The following is an 18,577-nucleotide window of genomic DNA, read 5'->3' as shown; positions in this document are numbered from 1 at the left end:
AGCCACAACAAGGAGGACGTCATGTTTAAATCCATTCTCGCCGGATGTGTCCTGAGCACGGCATTGGCAATGCCAGCCATGGCCGACGCCATTCCTGCGTTGCACGATGCGCTAACGCAGGAATACAAGGACAACGGTATCAAGGCTGCAGTTTTCAATGACTGGGCGCCGGACGAATATCAGGATGCTGATGGCCAACTCAAAGGCTGGAGCGTCGACATAGCCAAGGAGATGCAAACACGCCTTGGCGTGCCGTTCACCTTCGAGGGCACGAGTTTCGATGCCATTATCCCTGGGCTTCAATCCAAACGCTTTGACGCAGGTTTCGCTTCTTTCGGTACCACGGCTGACCGCTTGAAAGCGCTTGATTTCGTGTCGCAACGGAGAATAGGAACTTCGTTTGCCTATCCCGCGCAAAGCTCGCTTGATATCAAATCCGCAGCCGATGTCTGCGGTCTGACGGTAGCTGTTCTCAACGGTTCGTGGGACATAGGTCTCTTGGAAAAGCTGAATGCGAATGAATGCAAGGACAAGCCGGTGCTCATGCAGACGCATGGCACACAGGCGCAGGCCGAACTTGCCGTGCGCTCTGATCGCGCCCAAGCCACGGTAGGTGGTTCAGTCAAGCTGACCTATATGGCAAAACAGACCAGCGACATGAGGGTGTCCGAACTGGTTTTGTCGCCGGTGAACAGTTGCATCGGCGTGCGCAAAGGAGATCCGCTCGGCCAAGTGCTGACGAACACGATCCAGTCGATGATCGACGACGGCACCTATGAGAAGATCATGGCCAAGTGGGGCCTGAACGACAACGGGATGCTAAGTAAGGCATTGTTGATTACTGAAGAGAACCCCGCCGATCTCTAAGGCGTCCGGCTTCCGGAACAAAAGCCAAATGGCGGCCCGCGGAACCGTGGGCCGGCTCCGCAAGGTTGAAGAAGAGCAGCAAGGAATTAGGATGTCTGAAAAACCACTGCCACCGCCCTCAATCCACGAGACAAAGCCTATCGCGGTGCCAAGGATCGGTCATTGGATCGGTGGCGTGGCGCTTGCCATTCTTGCAGTCGTCTTCTTGCAACTATTGTTTACCAACAGGAACATGCAGTGGAGTGTGGTTGCTGAATATATGTTCAGCTCCGCCATCCTCTCGGGTCTGGGTATGACATTGCTACTCACCGTGCTCGCCATGGTACTTGGCCTTGCCCTCGGCGTGGTGCTGGCTATCATGCGCCTTTCAACCAGTCCCATTTTTCGGTCGGTCAGCTGGGGCTGGATCTGGTTCTTCCGCGGTGTGCCTCCGTTGGTCCAGATGATTTTTTGGTATAACCTTGCTCTGCTCCTGCCAGAACTCTCAATTGGCATCCCGTTCGGCGGGCCGAAGCTCCTCTCCTGGAACACCAACCAGCTCATTACTCCTTTCAGCGCTGCCATCATGGGGCTTGCCTTTACTGAAAGTGCCTATGCCGCTGAAATGATCCGCGCGGGCATTCAGGCCATCAACATCGGCCAGACTGAGGCAGCCGCGACGCTCGGTATGACGCGCGGTCAGACGCTTCGCCGCATCGTGCTGCCGCAGGCATTGCGTATTGTCATTCCACCGATTGGCAACGATACGATCTCGATGCTGAAATTCACTTCGCTCGTCTCGGTACTCGCCTTGCCAGACCTGCTTTATTCGGCCCAGATGGTTTATGCCCGCACCTATCAGACGGTGCCGCTGTTGCTTGTAGCAACCATCTGGTACCTCGTGCTTACCACCATATTGACCGCCATCGAACATGCGGTCGAGCGCCGGCTGAAATCCGAACATCGTGCTGGAGCGAATTCCGGCGGTCTCTTCCGTTTCTTCGCGCGGCAGCAGGAGACCTTATCATGAATAACCAGACCAATGCTCAGCCACTTCTGAAGGTGGAAAAGCTACGAAAAAGCTTCAGCGCACATGAGGTGCTGCGAGGCATTGATGTTGCGGTAAACCGCGGAGATGTGACCTGCATCGTTGGACCGTCCGGCTCGGGCAAGAGCACGCTCCTCCGTTGTTTGAATTATCTCGAAAAGCCTACATCTGGCGCTATTTTCCTCAACGGCGAACCAGTAGGCGTGCGCTGGAAAGGCGCGAAGCTTTATGAAATGAGCTTCAATGAACTCGCCCGTCAGCGCCAGCGTATGGGGATGGTGTTTCAGGGGTTCCATCTCTTTCCACACAAGACCGTACTCGAAAACGTTATAGAAGCGCCGATTCTCGTGAAGCGAGTGCCGCGTGCTACCGCCATTCAAGAAGCGATGGTTCTTCTGGAGCGTGTCGGCATGAAGGAGCGAGCAAACTATTATCCCGTTCAGCTTTCAGGAGGCCAACAGCAGCGAGCGGCAATCGCCCGTTCTCTGGCAATGAAGCCCGACGTGATGCTTTTCGACGAGCCGACTTCAGCGCTCGACCCGGAACTTGTAGGCGAGGTTCTTGCCGTGATGCGTCAGCTCGCTGATGATGGTATGACTATGGTCGTCGTCACGCACGAAATGGGATTTGCTCGCGATGTCGCCGATCACCTGATCTTCATGGATGGAGGAGTCATTGTGGAACAGGGAAAGCCGGCGATCGTGTTGACGCGTCCGCAACATGAACGTACGAGAGCATTCCTGGCACGGGTTCTGGCTGATGCGTAACGCATTTTCGGAACCTATGTGAAGCGTCTGCATGACCAGAAGAGGGTTGAAAATGGTAGATGCGTTTCCGCCGATGGTACCGCGGAAACGCTTAATTGTCAGCTCAAGGTATGGGATAAGGCGGAGGCTGTGAAAAGGTCGAGATGGGCACCGCCATTGTTCTTGAACACGGTAATCTCATCTACGCTGGTTCGGCCTGCCTTTTTACCTTGCATCAGCTCGAAAAGATCGGCTTTGACCGCATCCCAGCTGATCGTACCCGACGCGACCGCTTGCGAAAGATCGCCACCACCCTGCATGTTGTTGCGGCTGTCGACGAAGATTGTGCCGCGTGCAAGGGCAATGTCGTCTGCCTCGCGAAGGTGGGGAAGGTAGGCACCTACGAGGTCGAGGTGGGTGCCCGGCCGCAGGAACGCACCCTTGATCAACGCCTTATCCGACATGGTGACGCAGGATATGACATCGGCACAGGCGGTGGCGTGGTCGAGATCATCGCTAACGACAGCGTCGATGCCTTTTTCCCGCAACCGGGCTGCAACGGCCTCAGCACGTGCCGGAGTGCGATTCCAGATCGTGACCTGTCGTAGGGAGGGTCGCGCCGTCAGATGCGCCTCGGCAAAATGCGGCGCGAGCGCGCCAGCCCCGACGACCAAAAGTTTTTCGACATTCGCGCGGGCGAGGATGGTAGCACCTAAGGCGGAATCGGCTGCGGTTTTCCGCGCGGTCATTGCCGCACCGTCCGCTACGAGAAGCGGCCCGCCGGTCGTGCCGTCGAACAGCGCTACCAACCCCTGAACTGCGGGCTGGGGAGGTGTAAGGCCTTCATTGTGCGGAAACACGCCGACCATCTTCACGACGACAGGGCCATTGGGCGCCCAACCGGGCAAGGTGACGAATTGGGCATTGCCGCCAGCGGGATCTGACTGCACGATGACATCGCAAGCAGGCACCGGCCCGCAATGAGCCTTGCGCAAAGCCTCGATCAAAAATGTCCACGGAAGCGCCGCGTGAACGGAAGTGGCATCGAATACATGCATGTCGAACCTTTCAGGTCTTGATCGTGTAGCTGACCAGATGGCTTGGAGTGACGAGTTGTGACAGGGCGAGCGGGCGCCCTTCGGAATCGGTGACGATTTTCTCGATCCTGTAGACGGGTTGTGTGGCGGTGACCGAAAGGATGTCGCGTTCAGCCGGTAGTGCAAGGCCGACATCAATCTGCCGCTCCGCGTGGGCAGGCACAATGCCAGCCTTGTCGCGCAACGCGGAGAAAAAGGAACCGCCAGCCGCAACAGGCTCGATCACCTCGGGAAAACGGCTGGGATCGAACCAGAGCGTTTCGAGCGTCATCGGTCGATCGTTATCCTCCAGCAGCCTTTCGAAACGCACCAGCACCTGTACGTGCAGACGCTCGCGAACGGCAGGTGCATCGGGATTATCAGTCCGTGACAGAATGCGATGACTGGCCTTTCGGCCAAGCCCGTCCATCGTTTCGGAAAAGCCTGATAGGGAAATGAGCGTCTGACGCACCTTGCGCGGCATGATGACAGTACCGCGCCCCTGCTGCCGTTGCAGCAGCCCTTCGGCGCATAGATCGCCTATTGCTCGCCGAAGAGTGATCCTGCTGACGCCGTAAAGCGACATCAGCTCGGGTTCGGCGGGCAGGAAGCTGCCCACCGGGAACTGGCCGGTTTCGATACCGGTCATGATCGCGCGCCGGACCTGTTCATAGAGCGGCAAAAGCTTCGATTGTTCGTCCATCCGCCCCTTCCAGGCTCAATCAGTAGGTGATCTTCTTCATGTAGCGTCGCGCCGCAAGCATTTCATGCTTGCGTAGGTCAGCAATCTTATATGCGAAACGCCAGAGCGTGTCGAAGAAGATCAGCGGCACGACATTGCCCCGGAAACGTGGGTCGATACCGGAGAGATCAAGCTTCTCAGCGTCGAGAACCAGGATGTTCTCAGGCGAGCCGAACCGATGCAAAAATTCGTCTGCACGTTCTTCAAGCGCCCGGGTACTATCGAGCCCCTTCATCAAGATGAAGGCGCGGTTTTTGTCCAGCACTTCGAAGGGGCCATGGAAGAACTCGTTGGCGTGAATAGCTTGGCTGTTGATCCATTGCATTTCCATCAGCACACAGATGGCAAAGGAATAGGCCGCACCATAGCTCGCCCCACTGGCCACCGTATAGATGACGTCTTCTTTGGCAAAGCGCGGGGCATAATCTTCGAACTTTGGTGCGAACGTTACCTGAGCGCGGTCAATCGCGGGCTGCAAGGCCGAAAGGCTGCTGATGAGCGTTTCAGTGAGATCCTCGCCGCCAGTCAGGGCAACAAGGCCCATGATGAGCTGGTATATTCGCGCGTAGTTGCTGTCCTTCGCCTCGATCGCTACGCCGGTCGTATAAGGCGCTTCAAAGCCGACGACGTGATTGACGGCTTTGGCAAGCGGAGAAGAGGGCTCTACAGTCAGTCCAATGGTGGTGGCGCCTTTAGACCTGGCGAATTCAGCGGCGGCCGTGGTTTCCTTCGTGGTGCCGGTCATCGAACACAAAATCACCAGCGAATTCTTGTCGAGCGAGCGCGGCGCGCGGGTGAGGAATTCGGCGGCATTATAGACATCCGAAGGCAAGGTTGAATGTTGGTCGAGGAGGAATTTTGCCGGATGCATGATCGACAGGGAGCCACCGCATGCGATGAAGAATACATGCTTCACCGACTTTGCGTCGAGCGCAGACAAGGTGGCGGCGACGCCGGCATCAAAGGCGGAAGGGAGGGGCATAGGATGTACCTTTCTATATGACGTTATAATACGTATTATAGACATGGTGGCGACGTCAAGCGGGTCTTGACACCGCGGTCGAAATTTTGCGAACGTTCTCACATATTGAGGCCTGTTGCTACGACTGACGGGAGTTGAGCGTGAGAGATATTTACGACACCGTAGTTGTCGGTGGAGGCATCATCGCCGCAGCTGCAGGTCAACACCTAGCAGCCGCAGGCTATCGCACGTTGCTAGCCGAGCAAGGCGATTACGGTGCAGGCACTTCCAGCAAGACTTCGCGTCTTCAGCATTGTGGACTTGGTTATCTCTCCGCCGCTAGTGGCTCGATCGCAGCGTTTCTCGCCCATCCACGTAGTGCATTGGATTGCTTGGGTCTCATGCGGCGCGCGATGCGGGGACGAGCGGAATTCGTGCGACTTGCGCCCGAGCGGGTGAAGCCCATTACCTTCATCGTTCCGCTGACGCCGGAAAACGCTATCCCACGCTGGAAGGCGCAACTGGCCTTTCGCCTGATGGCGGCCAGCGACGGCGGCCAGGTGCCGCTCAACCTTCGCATCCTGTCGGCTAAAGACGCGCAGATGCACCCAGCGCTTCAGGGCATGGCAGGGCTTGAAGATATTCGCGGGGCGATGTGTTTCACCGAATATCAATATCATTGGCCAGAGCGCATCGTCGTTGATACGATCAATAAGGCACGCGCAATCGGCATGGAGGCGCTGAACCATACGGCGGTGACGGCGCTGGCGCGACAAGGCGATCTCTGGCGGGTGACGCTCGCGGCCGCTGATGGATCTCGCGATATTCTGGTTCGGGCGGTCGTGAATTGTGCCGGCGTCTGGATCGATAAGGTCACTGCTTTGGCTGGGGTGCCACATATCCGAAAGAACATCGGTGAAAAAGGCACCAATATCGTCGTTCAACTGCCCGAGAGACTGCGCGGTCTCGGCTTCGAGACCGTGACCGAGGCGGGGGCACCCTTCTATCTGATCCCTTGGGGTGAGCTTCATTATGTCGGCCCTTGGGATTCCGTTTCGGATTACCGGCCGGAAGGGTTTCGCGCGACGGAGGCGGAAATATCTGCCGTTCTTGATCAACTCGGCCGCCTGTTTCCAAGCTTCGGCTTGAAGCGCGAGGATGTGGTATATGCATGGGCCGGCGTGCGGCCGCGCAGCCTTTCCGGGAACGGCAGAAGCGCCACGCCTTCTGTCCGCGAGCACGACCTGACAGATGATGGCCTGCCAAATGTCTTTACCTTCACCGGCGGTTTGCTGATGACCCACCGCGATGCCGGACGGCGATTGACGCGCGCTGTTCGTCGTCGACTGAAACCATCCGGCTCGTCACATCCGCTCGATCCACCATTGCCCCCGTCTCCGGATATGAATCGCGTCACCGAAGCCTCCATCGCTTATGCCATCCTCAACGAGCAGGCGCGTTCGCTGTCGGACATCCTGCGCCGTCGTCTTTCTGTCGGCTGGGAGCCGGATCTCGGCCGGCGCCACGCGGAAAGGGCGGCAAAACTGGCCGCACCACATCTCGGATGGACAAAGGAAGACGAGGCTGTCCAGGTTGCCGCTTTCTTCGAAGAGACAGTGAGAGAATTCGCTCTTCGGACGTCTTGAACCCCCAACAAAGTGAAACTGTTTGCGCCGTGAACAGAGAACGTTCTCATAAATGGATAAGAATCGCCGCACGGACGGCTAATGGAGGAATACCGATCATGCCACTGGATGAACGCAATATCAGCGTTATGAATTTTCACTATATACGACATACGATGGACCGATTTCTGGCCGATGTCTGCGATGCTGGTGTCTCGCGCATCGAGCTTTGGGCCGCGGCTCCCCATTTTTATATCGGCGACAAGACCCTCGCCGACGCGCGGGCCTTGCGGCAAAAAGTGCGCGGCATGGGGCTCGAGATTGTGGCCTTCACACCGGAGCAATGCATCTATCCCATCAATATCTCGGCTAAGGAACCCGAATTGCGCGACCGTTCGCTGCGCTATTTTCTGGAATCAATGGAATTTGCTACCGAATGTGGAGCCCCGGCTCTTCTGGTGACCGCTGGTGGCGGTTACCGCGACGAACCGGCCGAACAGGCATTGGCACGTTGCGTAGATTCCATGGGCATCCTCTGTGATCGTGCTCAGAAGCTCGGTGTCGATCTGTGGATGGAGTCACTGCCGGATGCCTTTGCCAACATCATCCGATCGGCACGTGAAATCCGCCAGCTGATGGACAAGCTCGGCAGTCCAGCATTGCATGCGGTGTATGATGTCGCCGGCGCAGTGATGACCCATGAGACGCCACAGGATTATTTTACCCATCTTGCTGGCCGTGTCGCCCATGTTCATTTCACCGATTCCGATGCTGGCGGCAGCCATCTTGCTTGGGGCGAGGGCATCATCGATCTTGATCAGCTGGTCACCTATCTGCGGAGCCAGAATTACGAGGGTTCGTTGACGATCGAACTGACGAACTGGAAATACAACGTCGATCCGACTGCGCCGCTGAAACAATGCGTCGAGGCCATGCGCAAAACCCTCAGTTTGGCATAGGCGGATATGGAGATGGAAGAGAAAAACTTGGTCGCTTCGTCGACAAAAAGGGCCGATCCGTTGCTGATGCCGCTACAGCTTGGTCGGTTGACCCTACGCAATCGGATTATGAGCACCAGCCACGAGACCGCTCTCGACGAAGGTGGTTATCCGCTTGATGCCTATCAGCGCTATCACGAGGAGAAGGCGAAGGGCGGGCTCGCCTTGACAATGTTCGGTGGCTCAGCGCGTGTTTCGGCAGATTCAAGTTGGGGTGGCACACAGCTTGATGTGTCAAGCGATGCCGTCATCCCTGTGTTCCGCGCCTTTTCCGAACGAATCCATAGCCACGGTGCGGCACTCATGTGTCAAATCTCCCATGTAGGCCGGCGGGCTAACGCCACTGTTGGCGACTGGCTCCCAGCGCTTGGCCCCTCCCATTCGCGCGAAGATTATAACCGCAGCTTCGCTCATGAGATGGACCGCCATGATATCGCACGCATTGTACGCGACTTTGGTCAGGCGGCGCGGCGCGCGCGCGCGGGCGGACTTGACGGCATCGAGACGATGACCGGCGGCCATCTGATCGGACAGTTTCTGTCGCCGATGGTCAATCGCCGTACGGATGAATTTGGCGGCTCGCTTGAAAACCGGATGCGCTTCCTGCGCATGGTCTATGAGGAAATCCGACACGAAGTCGGCAGCGATTATCCGGTCGGTATCCGCTACACGATCGATGAAGATCACGAGAACGGCCTGAACTTCACCGAGGCGGTTGCGGTTGCCAACATGCTCGAGCGCGAGGGGCTAGTCGATTTTTTCAACTGTATTTTCGGCCGTTTCGACACGCGTCTTAATCTGCTCGTCTACAACATCCCCGATATGACAGCTGCCTCGGCGCCGTGGCTGCACCAAGTTGGAGCGTTTAAGAAGCATACGGATCTACCGGTCTTCCACGCAGCCAAGATCGCGGATGTTGCAACGGCACGCCACGCGGTTGAAGCGGGACTGGTCGATATGGTCGGTATGACGCGCGCGCATATGGCTGACCCGCAGATTGTCAACAAGCTCCAGGAGGGGCGTGAAGCGCAGGTTCGTCCCTGCGTCGGTGCTTCGCACTGTCTCTACCGTCCGGTGCATTGCATTCATAATCCGGCAACGGGCCGCGAGACCTGGTTACCACAGGTGATCGAACGCTCTCCGCAGGCGGGGTGCAAGGCGGTCGTCGTGGGTGGTGGTCCGGCAGGACTTGAGGCGGCGCGGGTGCTAGCGGAGCGGGGACACAAGGTTGTGTTACTCGAGGCGGCCAATCGATTAGGCGGACAGCTAGTTCTGGCCGCGAAAGCGCGGCTTCGTCGCGATTTGACCGGCATTGTCGATTGGCGCATCGCGGAGCTGAGCCGTCTCGGCGTTGATGTGCGGTTTAATATCTATGCGGAAGCTGCAGATGTTCTTGCCGAGAAACCGAACCTCGTCGTCATCGCGACCGGTGGTGTTCCGGATTTCGGTTCGGTTGTCGGCAGCGATCTATGCCTCAGCGCCTTCGATGCGCTCGGAAACCCCTCGTTACTCGCCGACGACGTGCTGATCTACGATGCCACCGGTCGCCATCCTGCCCCCGCGGTCGCCGTAGAAATTGCAGCCGCAGACAAGAAAGTGACTTTCGTTGCCCGCGACCCCTCTATTGCTGCAGAGATGGAGCATCATTCGAGCATCACCTATCGCAAGGCGCTCGCCGAACAGGAGGTACGCGTGTTGCTGGAATATGAACTGGTCTCGGTAGGCGGACAGACGGGGCAGCGCGAAGTAGTTCTCCGTCATGCGCTGACAGGCCGAGAATTCCGCGAGATCCACGGGCAGGTCATCGTCGAGCATGGCACGCTGCCCGTGAACGACCTCTTCGATGCATTGCGCCCGCTTTCAACAAATGATGGTGTCACCGACATCAAAACCCTGGTTGGGCCAGCTCCGTTGCGCACCCCAACGTCCACCGGCTTTGAACTGCACAGGATCGGCGATGCTGTCAGCAGCCGGTCGGTTCATGCAGCCATGCTAGACGCTCTGCGGCTGGGGATACAGTACTGAAGTGTCTTAATACCTAAGCGGATGCGTCGGCGACGGAGGCGCGCTGTAGAATCTGCGTCTTCAAGATAATGCAACTGGCCTCTGCGATGTTTCGGTTCAACCTATCTGCCGCGTCGCCGAGCGGATAAACAGGCGGACAACGGTGTCGGGTCGTTATCGCGCTTATCCGCTCCGCTGTCAGCGGTCGCTAGGAAGATTGCTGACCACCTTGATCGTACAATTAGAGGATAATGAAATGACAGATACCATCATCTCTTCGGCCGTCATCATCGGCGCCGGTATTTTCGGCGTTTCTACTGGGGTACAGCTTGCTCGTCGCGGCATTCGCGTGACTATCATCAATGACGGTCCGCCGGCGAATGGGGCATCGGGCCGCTCACTGTCCTGGCTAAACTCATCGCGCATGCGTTCGGAGCCCTATCATCGTCTGCGCATGGCCGGAATCGACCGATATCGAACACTCTCGGCGCGCTTTCCGGATGCCAAGTGGCTGCGCTTTAATGGCGGCTTGACCTGGGATGCCGATGATGAGCGCAATGAGATCGATGCCGCTTATCGCCACGAGGTCTCGCTTGTTTATGATGCGCAGCGACTTTCGGCATCCGATGTTGCGCGTGTCACCCCGGGGGTGGCAGCTAATGCGGTAACGCCACAGGGCGCTATTTTCAATCCTGGCGAAGGCTGGGTCGATCTGCCCTCACTTATAAATCTGCTTCTTGAGGAGTTTGCCGCGCTTGGGGGCGTTCTAGTAACGAACCAGGGGCAGGCCCGGATCGTGATTGAAGGTGCTCGTGCAGTGGGGGCTGAAACCGCTGTGGGTAACCGCTTCGCGGCAGATGCCGCTGTGCTGGCGACGGGGCCAGCCGTCCCGCGAATGGTAGCGGAAACCGGACAAACGATGAGTGACAGTACCCTCCTGGCCCTTCTCGTCCAGACAAAGCCGCTCGCTCATCCGTTACGTGCTGTCCTCAACACGCCGCGTGTCGCCGTACGCCCTGCGCCGGGTGGAATATTCTCGCTGGATGCAGATTGGGCGGCCGATGAAGGCGTTACGGTGCTCCCCAACGGTAGTTATGAAATCGACAATAACGTCGCTTCAACCCTTCTTGCCGAAGCGGCGAAGGTAATGGAGGGCAATCCAGCGCTCGAGCTTGCTTCGATTGGCGTCGGCGAAAAGCCGATCCCCGGAGACGGTGAGCCTGTGATTGGCGCCTTGAAAGCCGTTCCAGGCTATTATGTAGCCTTTAGCCACAGTGGTGCGACGCTCGGCCTCATCGTGGGCGAACTGCTTGCCTACGAGATCGCCACTGGCGCCGAGCATCCCTTGCTGGAAACGTTCCGCCCGGAGCGGTTCTCCTCACGATAAACTCCTTGAAAAAGTAGTTATGAAAAGAACCCGCCGCCAAGGGCGGCGGACGCGATACAGAAATTTTCCTGCTCCGATTGGGAGATTAGGCTCAGGACTCATTCCTTTCTGAGCCAGAAGATCACGGCAGCCGCGAGCTCTATAGCTGCTCGGAACACGACCGGGCAGCGATCGTAACGGGTGGCAATTCTTCGCCAGTCTTTGAGTCTGCCAAACATGATTTCGATACGATTGCGCCGCTTGTATCGGCGTTTGTCATATTTGATGGCTTTCTTGCGGTTTTTGCGCCCCGGGATGCACGGCTTTATCTCTTTGTCTTTTAACCGTTTTCTGAACCAGTCTGCATCATAGCCTCTGTCAGCAAGAAGCCAGTCGACCTTCGGTAACGTCTCGATTAGGGCTGCTGCTCCGGTATAGTCGCTGATTTGTCCCGCCGTGATGTGTAACCTAATGGGGCGACCCTGTGCATCGGTGACGGCGTGCAATTTGGTATTCATGCCACCCTTCGTCCGACCGATCAGGCGTCCATCGCCCCCTTTTTTATCCGTAGGCTTGAAGCCGTGCGGTGTGCTTTCAAATAGGTCGCATCTATCATCACAGTCCTGCCGACCGACGACTTGGAAGACCAAAGACCTTCTGGCAGAAACGTCACTCAATAAAAACACGCCAAATCAATGGGACAGAGACGGCGCATACGATAAGGTAAATATTCCGTAGGCAAGTGAGCAGGATCGACTTGCTCAGCCTTATCGTCGAAGACATCAGGAAGGCCATTGTTTTCGTAAATTGCATCATGACTTAAAACGGTCTCGCCGGCAGGCAAAATGAGACGATTGAACTCATTACCGTGAACATCGGTATGCTTGCTACCGAAAAAACTCTCAGGACAAGACCACACCATATCCAATGAATGTTGTGGATGAACATTTAAATAAGTGTAAATCGCGGTAGGAGATGTAACTTCTACAGCCATTTCATAGCCAACCCGAATATGCATCTTTATCTCCTTTAATCCCGCTCAATACAACAAATGAATACTGCTGATTGTTCCGTCGGATAAGGAAAATAAGCGGCCGTAATTTTATGCATTTCGCTTTTTTTATAATCGATTAAATATAGAATATTGATGTAGGCGTCGGACACGGCACTGCATTTGAGCCCTGAAGCCTAACTTGACAGACTTTATCAAAACAAAGTAATTTTGTTGCGCTCTGCAATATATTTAATTTATCCACGTCTTCGGTAATAACGGTGCCGCTTGCACATTTTGCGATCTGACAATTTCATATTTGTTGCAAAGAGATTGAAGACACTGAAATTGAGGCAGGTCCAACAAATTCTTCCTTTTGTGCCACCGAAAGTATCGCCATAGTCAGTACGCGAAAAGAAAAGGGCTTCGTATTTATACAAAGCCCTATTTAATATTATGATTTGTGGATCATTATTTGCGGTAAGCTAAACCACCCCAAATTCGACCTTCGTCGCGATGACGACCACCGTGCACGGCTCCGATGTAAGCGGCCACGGCAGCGACAAGTGCAGACGCCGCGAGCAGGAAGGCGGTAAGAATGCCAGTTATCCTAGCTTTTTCTGCTGCGTCAGCTGCCTTTGCTTTTACCTCTTCGGCAGTTTTTTCAGCTTGTGCCTGTATATCAGCAAGGGTCTTTTTAGCTTCGTCAACCTTCGTTTGAGCTTCAGTACGCAGAGCCTGAACGCGTTCAACTGTCTGGTTTACACGAGTTTGAGCATCGGTTTGGCTAAGGCCGGTTCGAGCCGCGATCTGATTAGTGAGCCACGTACGATCGGCGTCTGAGATTTGACCGGTAGTAAGCAAGTTTCCGAGAATTCCGCTAACTTGACGTTGGAAATCCGCGATGTTTTGAGCTTCCTGTCCAGCAACAGAGTTGCCTTGACTATCCGTGCGTAACAGAGTGTCAGTGAGGTAGTCGAATGGATTAGTTTTCAACCCTTGCGGCATCATCTGTTCGACCGATGGAGCAGCGGCTTGTCCTGCACTTTGAGCCAATCCCGACACTGCTTGCCCCGCGCCTGAAATGACACCTCCAGCTAACTGACCAGCTCCCTGAGCTGTGCCGCCGACAACGGTTCCTGCGGTTTGAACGGCTGTTTCAGCAGCGCTTCCAACAGCTTTCGCTCCACCTGAAATAACGCTGACAAGCATAATAGCCGAGACGATTGTACCAAGTCCCCAAACGACGAGGCCATTCAGACCGTCTCGAACGGTTGCTTCATCACGGGTTGCGGTTCCTGATGGTCGGCGCATTCTGCCGGTGATATACCCGCCGAGCATATAAGAAGCGACCATTGATACGATAATAAATAGGGCAGTAATGACGAGCCAGACTGCACTAATGTCACCTCCATCATCAACTGAGAGCGAACTTAAACCAAGTCCACCAGCAAATGTTGTGAGGACAACCATCACACCTGACGCGACCGTGGCGCCAGCAAAAATAGCAGCCCAATCGACATAGCTACGATCAGGAGCGTTTTCTACAACTGTTGGATCCATCATCAACGTAATCCCAGAAAAGAGAGGATGAACAACACGATGACAACTAGGCCTACTAAATAGATGATAGAGTTCATGTTGGTTATCTCCTAAAAATAGTAACAATGACGACGCAGCTATTTTACAAGCTGTCAGCCTTACGCTCTCTTCGGGAAAACTCGTGAGCCAGTAAAAGGTTTCAGTGAGCACTAAATTTATTTATTTTATCAATACTTAGAACGGTCGGGGTGGGGTGGCTTACGCCGTGTGGACGAATTGACTCAGGTATAAGTTTTCCGGTTCCAGACTTTCTCTCGACGTGATTCACATATTGCTGACGTGATTTGGAGGTCAGTAATGTGCACCAAGATGACAGAAAATGACTATGAACTGGCACTTGAGGTTTTTCGGACTTGTCTGCCAGCCGTTGGCGCGAAAGCTAAAAATGACCGCCTATTCCTTGAGGCATTGCATTATTTCACCCTTCACAACATCTCATGGCGGGCTTTGCCTGAGCGGTTTGGTAACTGGAACAGCGTATGGAAGCGTTTTGACCGTTTAGGTAAAGCAGGTGTTTTCGAGGACTATTTTTCCATTTTGGCTGGGCTTGATGAAAGCGCTCATCTTATCGCTATGTTCGACAGCACCGTCATTCGCGCCCATGTATCTGCAGCAGGCGCTAAAGGGGGCAGGAAGGTCAAGCGCTCGGCCGGTCTCGTGGAGGGTTCGGAACCAAAATCCATCTGAAAACCGACCGAAATGGTCAGCCCCTTGGCTTTGAACTGACCGGAGGCGAAGCCTCCGATAGCAAACAGTTTGAAAGCCTCATGGACACGGGCCCTCAAGTCAGGCACCGCGCTATCATTGCTGACAAAGGCTATGATAGCGACGTTAATCGAGAGATTGCGCGAAAGGCTGGCGCTATCCCTGTGATCCCTTACAGATCAAACAGGCGTAATATTCCGAAGCATTTTGCCACGGCGCTTTATCGAGGTCGCGCACGTATCGAACAAATGATGGGGAAGCTCAAACGGTTCAAACGTGTCGCATTACGCTGCGAGAAAACAGCAAGAAACTTCCGATCCATCGTCGCAATCGCTTCTGCTTTCATCTTAATCAAATCCGTCCACACGGCCTAGGTACTTGCTTTTTTAGAATTGCCGGGTAAATTTGATTGTGAGTGTGTAGGCTTTTCATTATGATCTTTTGGATAAATCGGATGAGTATCCACTGACTGGTCGTCGCGAACTAAATCTGGAACCGGACATGGGCTTTTTTCCTATCCATTTAAGCGTGCCTAAAATGATAGAGCCTCGTCGAGGCGAGGCTTAGAAATTGTGCAGCCTTTAAGTTGATTTTGGTTTCTGCAAGTTTGTCAGATCGCGATCCGTTGACCCTCTTCCTGCAACGTTGCGTCAAGAGCCGTCGCAACATCCTTGTGTCAAAGTTCAGTGGCCCAGCGCTCAAGCGCTCCATATCATGTAATCTAGTAATATTCGGTAGCCTGAGCGGAGGATATCAAGGCTGCTTCGAGAGCTTTCGTACACTTGAACTCCTCGATAATTTCTTCGCCTTCAGCAATAAGGTTGTGATGGGATGGATGCCCCTCCGACGTCCCTGATTATCTGTTCGGAGATGAAGATAGGGCTCGGATGCTTCCCAAAGGATGTGATTTTTCAACCAGTCGGGCAGGGTGACGCCTGCTTTACTTCCGAACGGCATCGTTGAATAGATTTTCGAAGGTTTTCGGTTCTTATCATCGTTTTCTTCCTGCTTCTTCGTCTACTAATGTATGATAGAGCGTGATGCCGGGTCGGGTTCGGTTTTATTCATAATGCCCTCCCGATCTCAACGCTGATTTCAGAGTGCCGTACCTTGAAATTAAAACTCCCCTGGAACCAATTTTAGCGATTATCGTTTTTAGAATGAAATTTCAAAAAATATGTCAGGGAGATAATTATTATGAGTAGTACTTCAGACAAGGTATCCGGCAAGGCTAACGAACTCGCTGGTAAAGCTAAGCAATCAATCGGTAAAGCCATTGATAACAAAGAGATGCAAGCCAAAGGTCTGGCTCAGGAAGCCAAGGGTGATGCACAGCAGGCCAAAGGTAAGGCAAAGGATGCGGTGAAGAAGGTTATCGATAAAACATAACCGATTGAGCATTGTGTGAAGAGCTCATTGCTTTAAGCAGTGAGCTTTTTGCGTATCGTGGTGAACCCTGTATTTGATTTGCTTTGTCGGAGAGCCGTTATTGTACCAATTAAAGCCCGGTCAATAATTTCGTCATAAGCACTCTTTGCAGATACTTTGCTATTTTAAATGTCAGCTCTATTTATCAATTTGCAGAATAGGAATCTGAAGTAGCAAGAGGTATCATGCAGCGCGGGCTTGGACGCGGTAACCACTCTTTAGCTGTAGCGCACGAACAATCACGATTGCCCGCGCTTGCAGCTGTCGCCGCAGTCGTTGCTGTCCTCTATTTTGCTCAGGACGTGTTCTTACCGCTAGCCATTGCTGTGCTTTTAACCTTCATGCTGGCACCGATTGTCTCCTTTCTCAGACGTATCGGTTTGCCGCGTTTGCCTGCCATTATCACCAGCGTTACAGGCGGGTTTCTGATTATTGGATTGTTTGGGGCAATTTTGGCATTTCAAGTCAATGAAGTTGGTCAGAACATTGCGACCTATCAATATAATATCATCGAGAAAATTCGTACGCTCAAAGAAACCGGCACCGATAATGGTCTCCTTAATCGCCTGAATAGCTTTGCGGAACGCATTGGCGCGGAAATCAGTCAGGACGAGGAAAAAAGCACCAATACCGCCGTCTCAGGACAGCCAGAGCGTAAGCCTATACTGGTGGAAATATTTTCACAGCGGAATCCAGTCCAAACGCTTGAAACAATCGTAGGGCCGCTTATCGGGCCGCTAGCAACTCTGGGACTCGTTATTGTGGTGGTGGTCTTCATGCTTCTCGAGAGAGAAGAATTACGAGATCGCTTTATTCGTCTGGTGGGCCATGGCGATCTGCATCGCACGACGTCAGCTTTGCAGGAGGCGGGCACGCGTGTGGGGCGCTATCTACTCACACAGCTCGTCGTGAATATTAGCTATGGTGTGCCGCTGGGCATTGGGCTTTGGATTTTAGGAGTTCCGAACGCACTTTTGTGGGGAATGCTGGCAATTGTCTTGCGATTTGCGCCATATATTGGGCCGGTGATCGCAGCAATAATGCCACTCTTTTTGGCATTTGCCATTGCACCCGGATGGGATCTTCTTTTATGGACCATCGCACTTTTCGTTCTGATTGAACTCATCAGCAACAATATAATTGAGCCGTGGCTCTATGGATCGCGAACCGGCTTGTCACCTTTAGCAATTATCGTTTCTGCTATTTTCTGGACGTGGTTGTGGGGTCCTATTGGATTGATACTCTCAACACCACTGACCGTATGTCTGGTCGTTCTGGGGCGCTATGTTCCGCAGTTTCGGTTTCTTGAAATTCTGTTTGGCTCGGAGCCGGTACTCAATCCCGAAGAGAGGCTTTATCAACGACTTCTGGCTGGTGATCCCAATGAGGCAACCGACAACGCACTTGAATTATTATCCGAACAATTTTTAGTAGAATATTACGGCAACGTAGCCATTCCAGCGCTGCTTATTGCAGAACAGGATCGCATTCGCGGCGTTCTCAGTGACACACAGCTACAACAGATTTCACAGAGTTCTAGAATGCTGGTCGCAAATCTCGAACAAATAGCTGATGAAGAAGAAGATAATGAAGAAACTGTCTCTGTTGGTGCATTATCAGACAACGAAGATAGCAAAGTGTTGCAAATCCCCGCAGGTGAAAAAAAATCGATAATTTGTTTAGGCGGTCGTGGTCCTTTTGATGATGTTACGGCTGCAATGTTGGCGCAGGTTTTGTCGGTTCAGGCAGCGGAAACCAAGGTGATTGATCAGGAGCGAACTCAACCCAGTCAATTGCGAAAGGAAGACATTGCGGGTGCTACTGCGATTGTTCTTTGCGTGCTAGACTTAGATTCCGCACGTCGCGCTAAGTTTTCTCTACGGCGTTTGAGACGTCTCAATCCAGCGGCCCGTATCGGACTAGCGTTATGGCAGACAGCCGCTAACGAGACCATATTTGATCGCAAAAAATTGCAACAGGAAAGCCAAGCTGATTTTCTCGCACTTAATCTCCTCGAAGCCACAATCGAATGTCTTTCCGATGCCAAGCCAAAAGTATTTGAAAATATGCGACCGACAATTTTAAGGAAGCTACCCGGTAAACCGAACGGGTAGGCTCTATTCATCAAGTTTAAAACTATCAAGATTAAAATCAGCGATTATCCAGAGTACATCCCTTTGGATCAAATCTGTGCATTAATCATAGAATTAAACTTTATATTGAGCGATGAAATATCGATAGGTCTGCGGATAACTTCGATTTGCCGGAAACGTTCAGGAATGGATGACTGATCACTATATCCAGTCATGAAGATGAATGGAATTCCGCATTCAGAAAGATGCTCTGCGATAATTTCAGACGTAAGAGGTGGTTCGGTTTGTCTGAACAGTTTCGGGCGTTTCGTTAAGTGGATTTCCGCCGCGATTATGCCGCCACCAT

Annotated in this window: 17 protein-coding genes and 1 pseudogene; 11 read left to right on the top strand and 7 right to left on the bottom strand. The window is 53.7% G+C overall.

Annotated features, from left to right (window positions below; all coding sequences use genetic code 11):
• Positions 1-21 precede the first annotated feature (21 nt).
• The 3 genes from FHY56_RS13565 to FHY56_RS13555 all read left to right on the top strand — a co-directional run bounded on the left by FHY56_RS13565 (position 22) and on the right by FHY56_RS13555 (position 2,661).
• Entirely contained in the window at positions 22-867 is an 846-nt protein-coding gene (locus tag FHY56_RS13565; protein WP_024899104.1) for a transporter substrate-binding domain-containing protein, read from the top strand.
• 91 nt (positions 868-958) lie between these two features.
• Positions 959-1,876: an amino acid ABC transporter permease gene (locus FHY56_RS13560; RefSeq protein ID WP_024899105.1), complete on the top strand. Its 918-nt coding sequence runs from the start codon at positions 959-961 to the stop codon at positions 1,874-1,876.
• Positions 1,873-2,661 (top strand): amino acid ABC transporter ATP-binding protein, encoded by a 789-nt coding sequence (locus FHY56_RS13555; RefSeq protein ID WP_024899106.1) that lies wholly within the window; start codon positions 1,873-1,875, stop codon positions 2,659-2,661. The genes FHY56_RS13560 and FHY56_RS13555 overlap by 4 nt, the downstream gene beginning before the upstream one ends.
• A gap of 98 nt (positions 2,662-2,759) precedes the next feature.
• Here FHY56_RS13555 and FHY56_RS13550 read toward each other — a convergent pair whose 3' ends face one another.
• From FHY56_RS13550 to FHY56_RS13540, 3 genes are read right to left on the bottom strand one after another with little or no spacing between them, the layout of a single operon-like run.
• Entirely contained in the window at positions 2,760-3,698 is a 939-nt protein-coding gene (locus FHY56_RS13550; protein WP_024899107.1) for an ornithine cyclodeaminase, read from the bottom strand.
• Positions 3,699-3,708: 10 nt separating this feature from the next.
• A complete protein-coding gene (locus FHY56_RS13545) occupies positions 3,709-4,419 on the bottom strand; it encodes a GntR family transcriptional regulator (RefSeq protein WP_024899108.1) in 711 nt (236 codons plus the stop codon).
• Positions 4,420-4,438: 19 nt separating this feature from the next.
• Positions 4,439-5,440 carry an SIS domain-containing protein gene (locus FHY56_RS13540; protein ID WP_024899109.1) on the bottom strand — a complete coding sequence of 334 codons (1,002 nt, stop codon included), beginning with the start codon at positions 5,438-5,440 and terminating at the stop codon, positions 4,439-4,441.
• A 140-nt stretch (positions 5,441-5,580) separates the two neighbouring features.
• Here FHY56_RS13540 and FHY56_RS13535 point away from each other — a divergent pair, with 140 nt between their 5' ends.
• The 4 genes from FHY56_RS13535 to FHY56_RS13520 all read left to right on the top strand — a co-directional run bounded on the left by FHY56_RS13535 (position 5,581) and on the right by FHY56_RS13520 (position 11,433).
• On the top strand, positions 5,581-7,065 hold the full coding sequence (locus tag FHY56_RS13535) for an FAD-dependent oxidoreductase (RefSeq protein ID WP_024899110.1): 1,485 nt from the start codon (positions 5,581-5,583) through the stop codon (positions 7,063-7,065).
• A gap of 98 nt (positions 7,066-7,163) precedes the next feature.
• On the top strand, positions 7,164-8,003 hold the full coding sequence (locus FHY56_RS13530) for a sugar phosphate isomerase/epimerase family protein (protein WP_024899111.1): 840 nt from the start codon (positions 7,164-7,166) through the stop codon (positions 8,001-8,003).
• A gap of 12 nt (positions 8,004-8,015) precedes the next feature.
• The gene (locus FHY56_RS13525) at positions 8,016-10,067 is read left to right on the top strand and encodes an NADH:flavin oxidoreductase (protein WP_024899112.1); all 2,052 of its coding nucleotides are present in this window, start codon (positions 8,016-8,018) and stop codon (positions 10,065-10,067) included.
• Between the two features lie 235 nt (positions 10,068-10,302).
• Positions 10,303-11,433 (top strand): NAD(P)/FAD-dependent oxidoreductase, encoded by a 1,131-nt coding sequence (locus FHY56_RS13520; RefSeq protein ID WP_024899113.1) that lies wholly within the window; start codon positions 10,303-10,305, stop codon positions 11,431-11,433.
• Between the two features lie 98 nt (positions 11,434-11,531).
• On the opposite strand, the pseudogene FHY56_RS13515 reads toward FHY56_RS13520, so the two are convergent.
• The 3 genes and pseudogenes from FHY56_RS13515 to FHY56_RS13505 form a co-directional block, all read right to left on the bottom strand.
• Positions 11,532-12,037 (bottom strand): annotated as a pseudogene (locus FHY56_RS13515) (IS5 family transposase); the annotation flags it as partial.
• Between the two features lie 48 nt (positions 12,038-12,085).
• Positions 12,086-12,430: a hypothetical protein gene (locus FHY56_RS13510; protein ID WP_193556790.1), complete on the bottom strand. Its 345-nt coding sequence runs from the start codon at positions 12,428-12,430 to the stop codon at positions 12,086-12,088.
• A gap of 444 nt (positions 12,431-12,874) precedes the next feature.
• Positions 12,875-13,969 carry a hypothetical protein gene (locus FHY56_RS13505; protein ID WP_140905731.1) on the bottom strand — a complete coding sequence of 365 codons (1,095 nt, stop codon included), beginning with the start codon at positions 13,967-13,969 and terminating at the stop codon, positions 12,875-12,877.
• Between the two features lie 333 nt (positions 13,970-14,302).
• Here FHY56_RS13505 and FHY56_RS13500 point away from each other — a divergent pair, with 333 nt between their 5' ends.
• The 4 genes from FHY56_RS13500 (at position 14,303) to FHY56_RS13485 (ending at position 18,252) form a co-directional block, all read left to right on the top strand.
• Positions 14,303-14,692 carry a transposase gene (locus FHY56_RS13500; RefSeq protein ID WP_095444932.1) on the top strand — a complete coding sequence of 130 codons (390 nt, stop codon included), beginning with the start codon at positions 14,303-14,305 and terminating at the stop codon, positions 14,690-14,692.
• Positions 14,683-15,084, top strand: coding sequence for an IS5 family transposase (locus tag FHY56_RS13495; RefSeq protein ID WP_084486908.1), 402 nt, complete (start codon positions 14,683-14,685; stop codon positions 15,082-15,084). Before FHY56_RS13500 ends, FHY56_RS13495 begins: the two co-directional genes overlap by 10 nt.
• A gap of 823 nt (positions 15,085-15,907) precedes the next feature.
• Entirely contained in the window at positions 15,908-16,099 is a 192-nt protein-coding gene (locus FHY56_RS13490) for a CsbD family protein (protein ID WP_024898610.1), read from the top strand.
• 224 nt (positions 16,100-16,323) lie between these two features.
• Complete coding sequence (locus tag FHY56_RS13485; RefSeq protein WP_036567570.1) at positions 16,324-18,252, top strand: AI-2E family transporter; 1,929 nt, start codon at positions 16,324-16,326, stop codon at positions 18,250-18,252.
• A 68-nt stretch (positions 18,253-18,320) separates the two neighbouring features.
• Here the strand turns inward: FHY56_RS13485 and FHY56_RS18030 are convergent.
• The coding region (locus tag FHY56_RS18030) for a response regulator (RefSeq protein WP_210240059.1) at positions 18,321-18,577 on the bottom strand (257 nt) is incomplete at its 5' end.

The sequence above is a fragment of the Brucella gallinifaecis genome (genome assembly GCF_006476605.1).
Lineage (GTDB): Bacteria > Pseudomonadota > Alphaproteobacteria > Rhizobiales > Rhizobiaceae > Brucella > Brucella gallinifaecis.
The sequence above is the reverse complement of the archived record's forward strand: the minus strand, read 5'-3'. Positions and strand labels throughout refer to the sequence as shown.

Bases quoted from the DNA above. Each gene is read 5' to 3' on its own strand.
- FHY56_RS13510 (WP_193556790.1), bottom strand. From the start codon at position 12,430: ATGCATATTCGGGTTGGCTATGAAATGGCTGTAGAAGTTACATCTCCT.
- FHY56_RS13525 (WP_024899112.1), top strand. From the start codon at position 8,016: ATGGAAGAGAAAAACTTGGTCGCTTCGTCGACAAAAAGGGCCGATCCG.
- FHY56_RS13560 (WP_024899105.1), top strand. From the start codon at position 959: ATGTCTGAAAAACCACTGCCACCGCCCTCAATCCACGAGACAAAGCCT.
- FHY56_RS13500 (WP_095444932.1), top strand. From the start codon at position 14,303: ATGTGCACCAAGATGACAGAAAATGACTATGAACTGGCACTTGAGGTT.
- FHY56_RS13565 (WP_024899104.1), top strand. From the start codon at position 22: ATGTTTAAATCCATTCTCGCCGGATGTGTCCTGAGCACGGCATTGGCA.
- FHY56_RS13485 (WP_036567570.1), top strand. From the start codon at position 16,324: ATGCAGCGCGGGCTTGGACGCGGTAACCACTCTTTAGCTGTAGCGCAC.
- FHY56_RS13505 (WP_140905731.1), bottom strand. From the start codon at position 13,969: ATGATGGATCCAACAGTTGTAGAAAACGCTCCTGATCGTAGCTATGTC.
- FHY56_RS13530 (WP_024899111.1), top strand. From the start codon at position 7,164: ATGCCACTGGATGAACGCAATATCAGCGTTATGAATTTTCACTATATA.
- FHY56_RS13545 (WP_024899108.1), bottom strand. From the start codon at position 4,419: ATGGACGAACAATCGAAGCTTTTGCCGCTCTATGAACAGGTCCGGCGC.
- FHY56_RS13520 (WP_024899113.1), top strand. From the start codon at position 10,303: ATGACAGATACCATCATCTCTTCGGCCGTCATCATCGGCGCCGGTATT.
- FHY56_RS13490 (WP_024898610.1), top strand. From the start codon at position 15,908: ATGAGTAGTACTTCAGACAAGGTATCCGGCAAGGCTAACGAACTCGCT.
- FHY56_RS13540 (WP_024899109.1), bottom strand. From the start codon at position 5,440: ATGCCCCTCCCTTCCGCCTTTGATGCCGGCGTCGCCGCCACCTTGTCT.
- FHY56_RS13555 (WP_024899106.1), top strand. From the start codon at position 1,873: ATGAATAACCAGACCAATGCTCAGCCACTTCTGAAGGTGGAAAAGCTA.
- FHY56_RS13550 (WP_024899107.1), bottom strand. From the start codon at position 3,698: ATGCATGTATTCGATGCCACTTCCGTTCACGCGGCGCTTCCGTGGACA.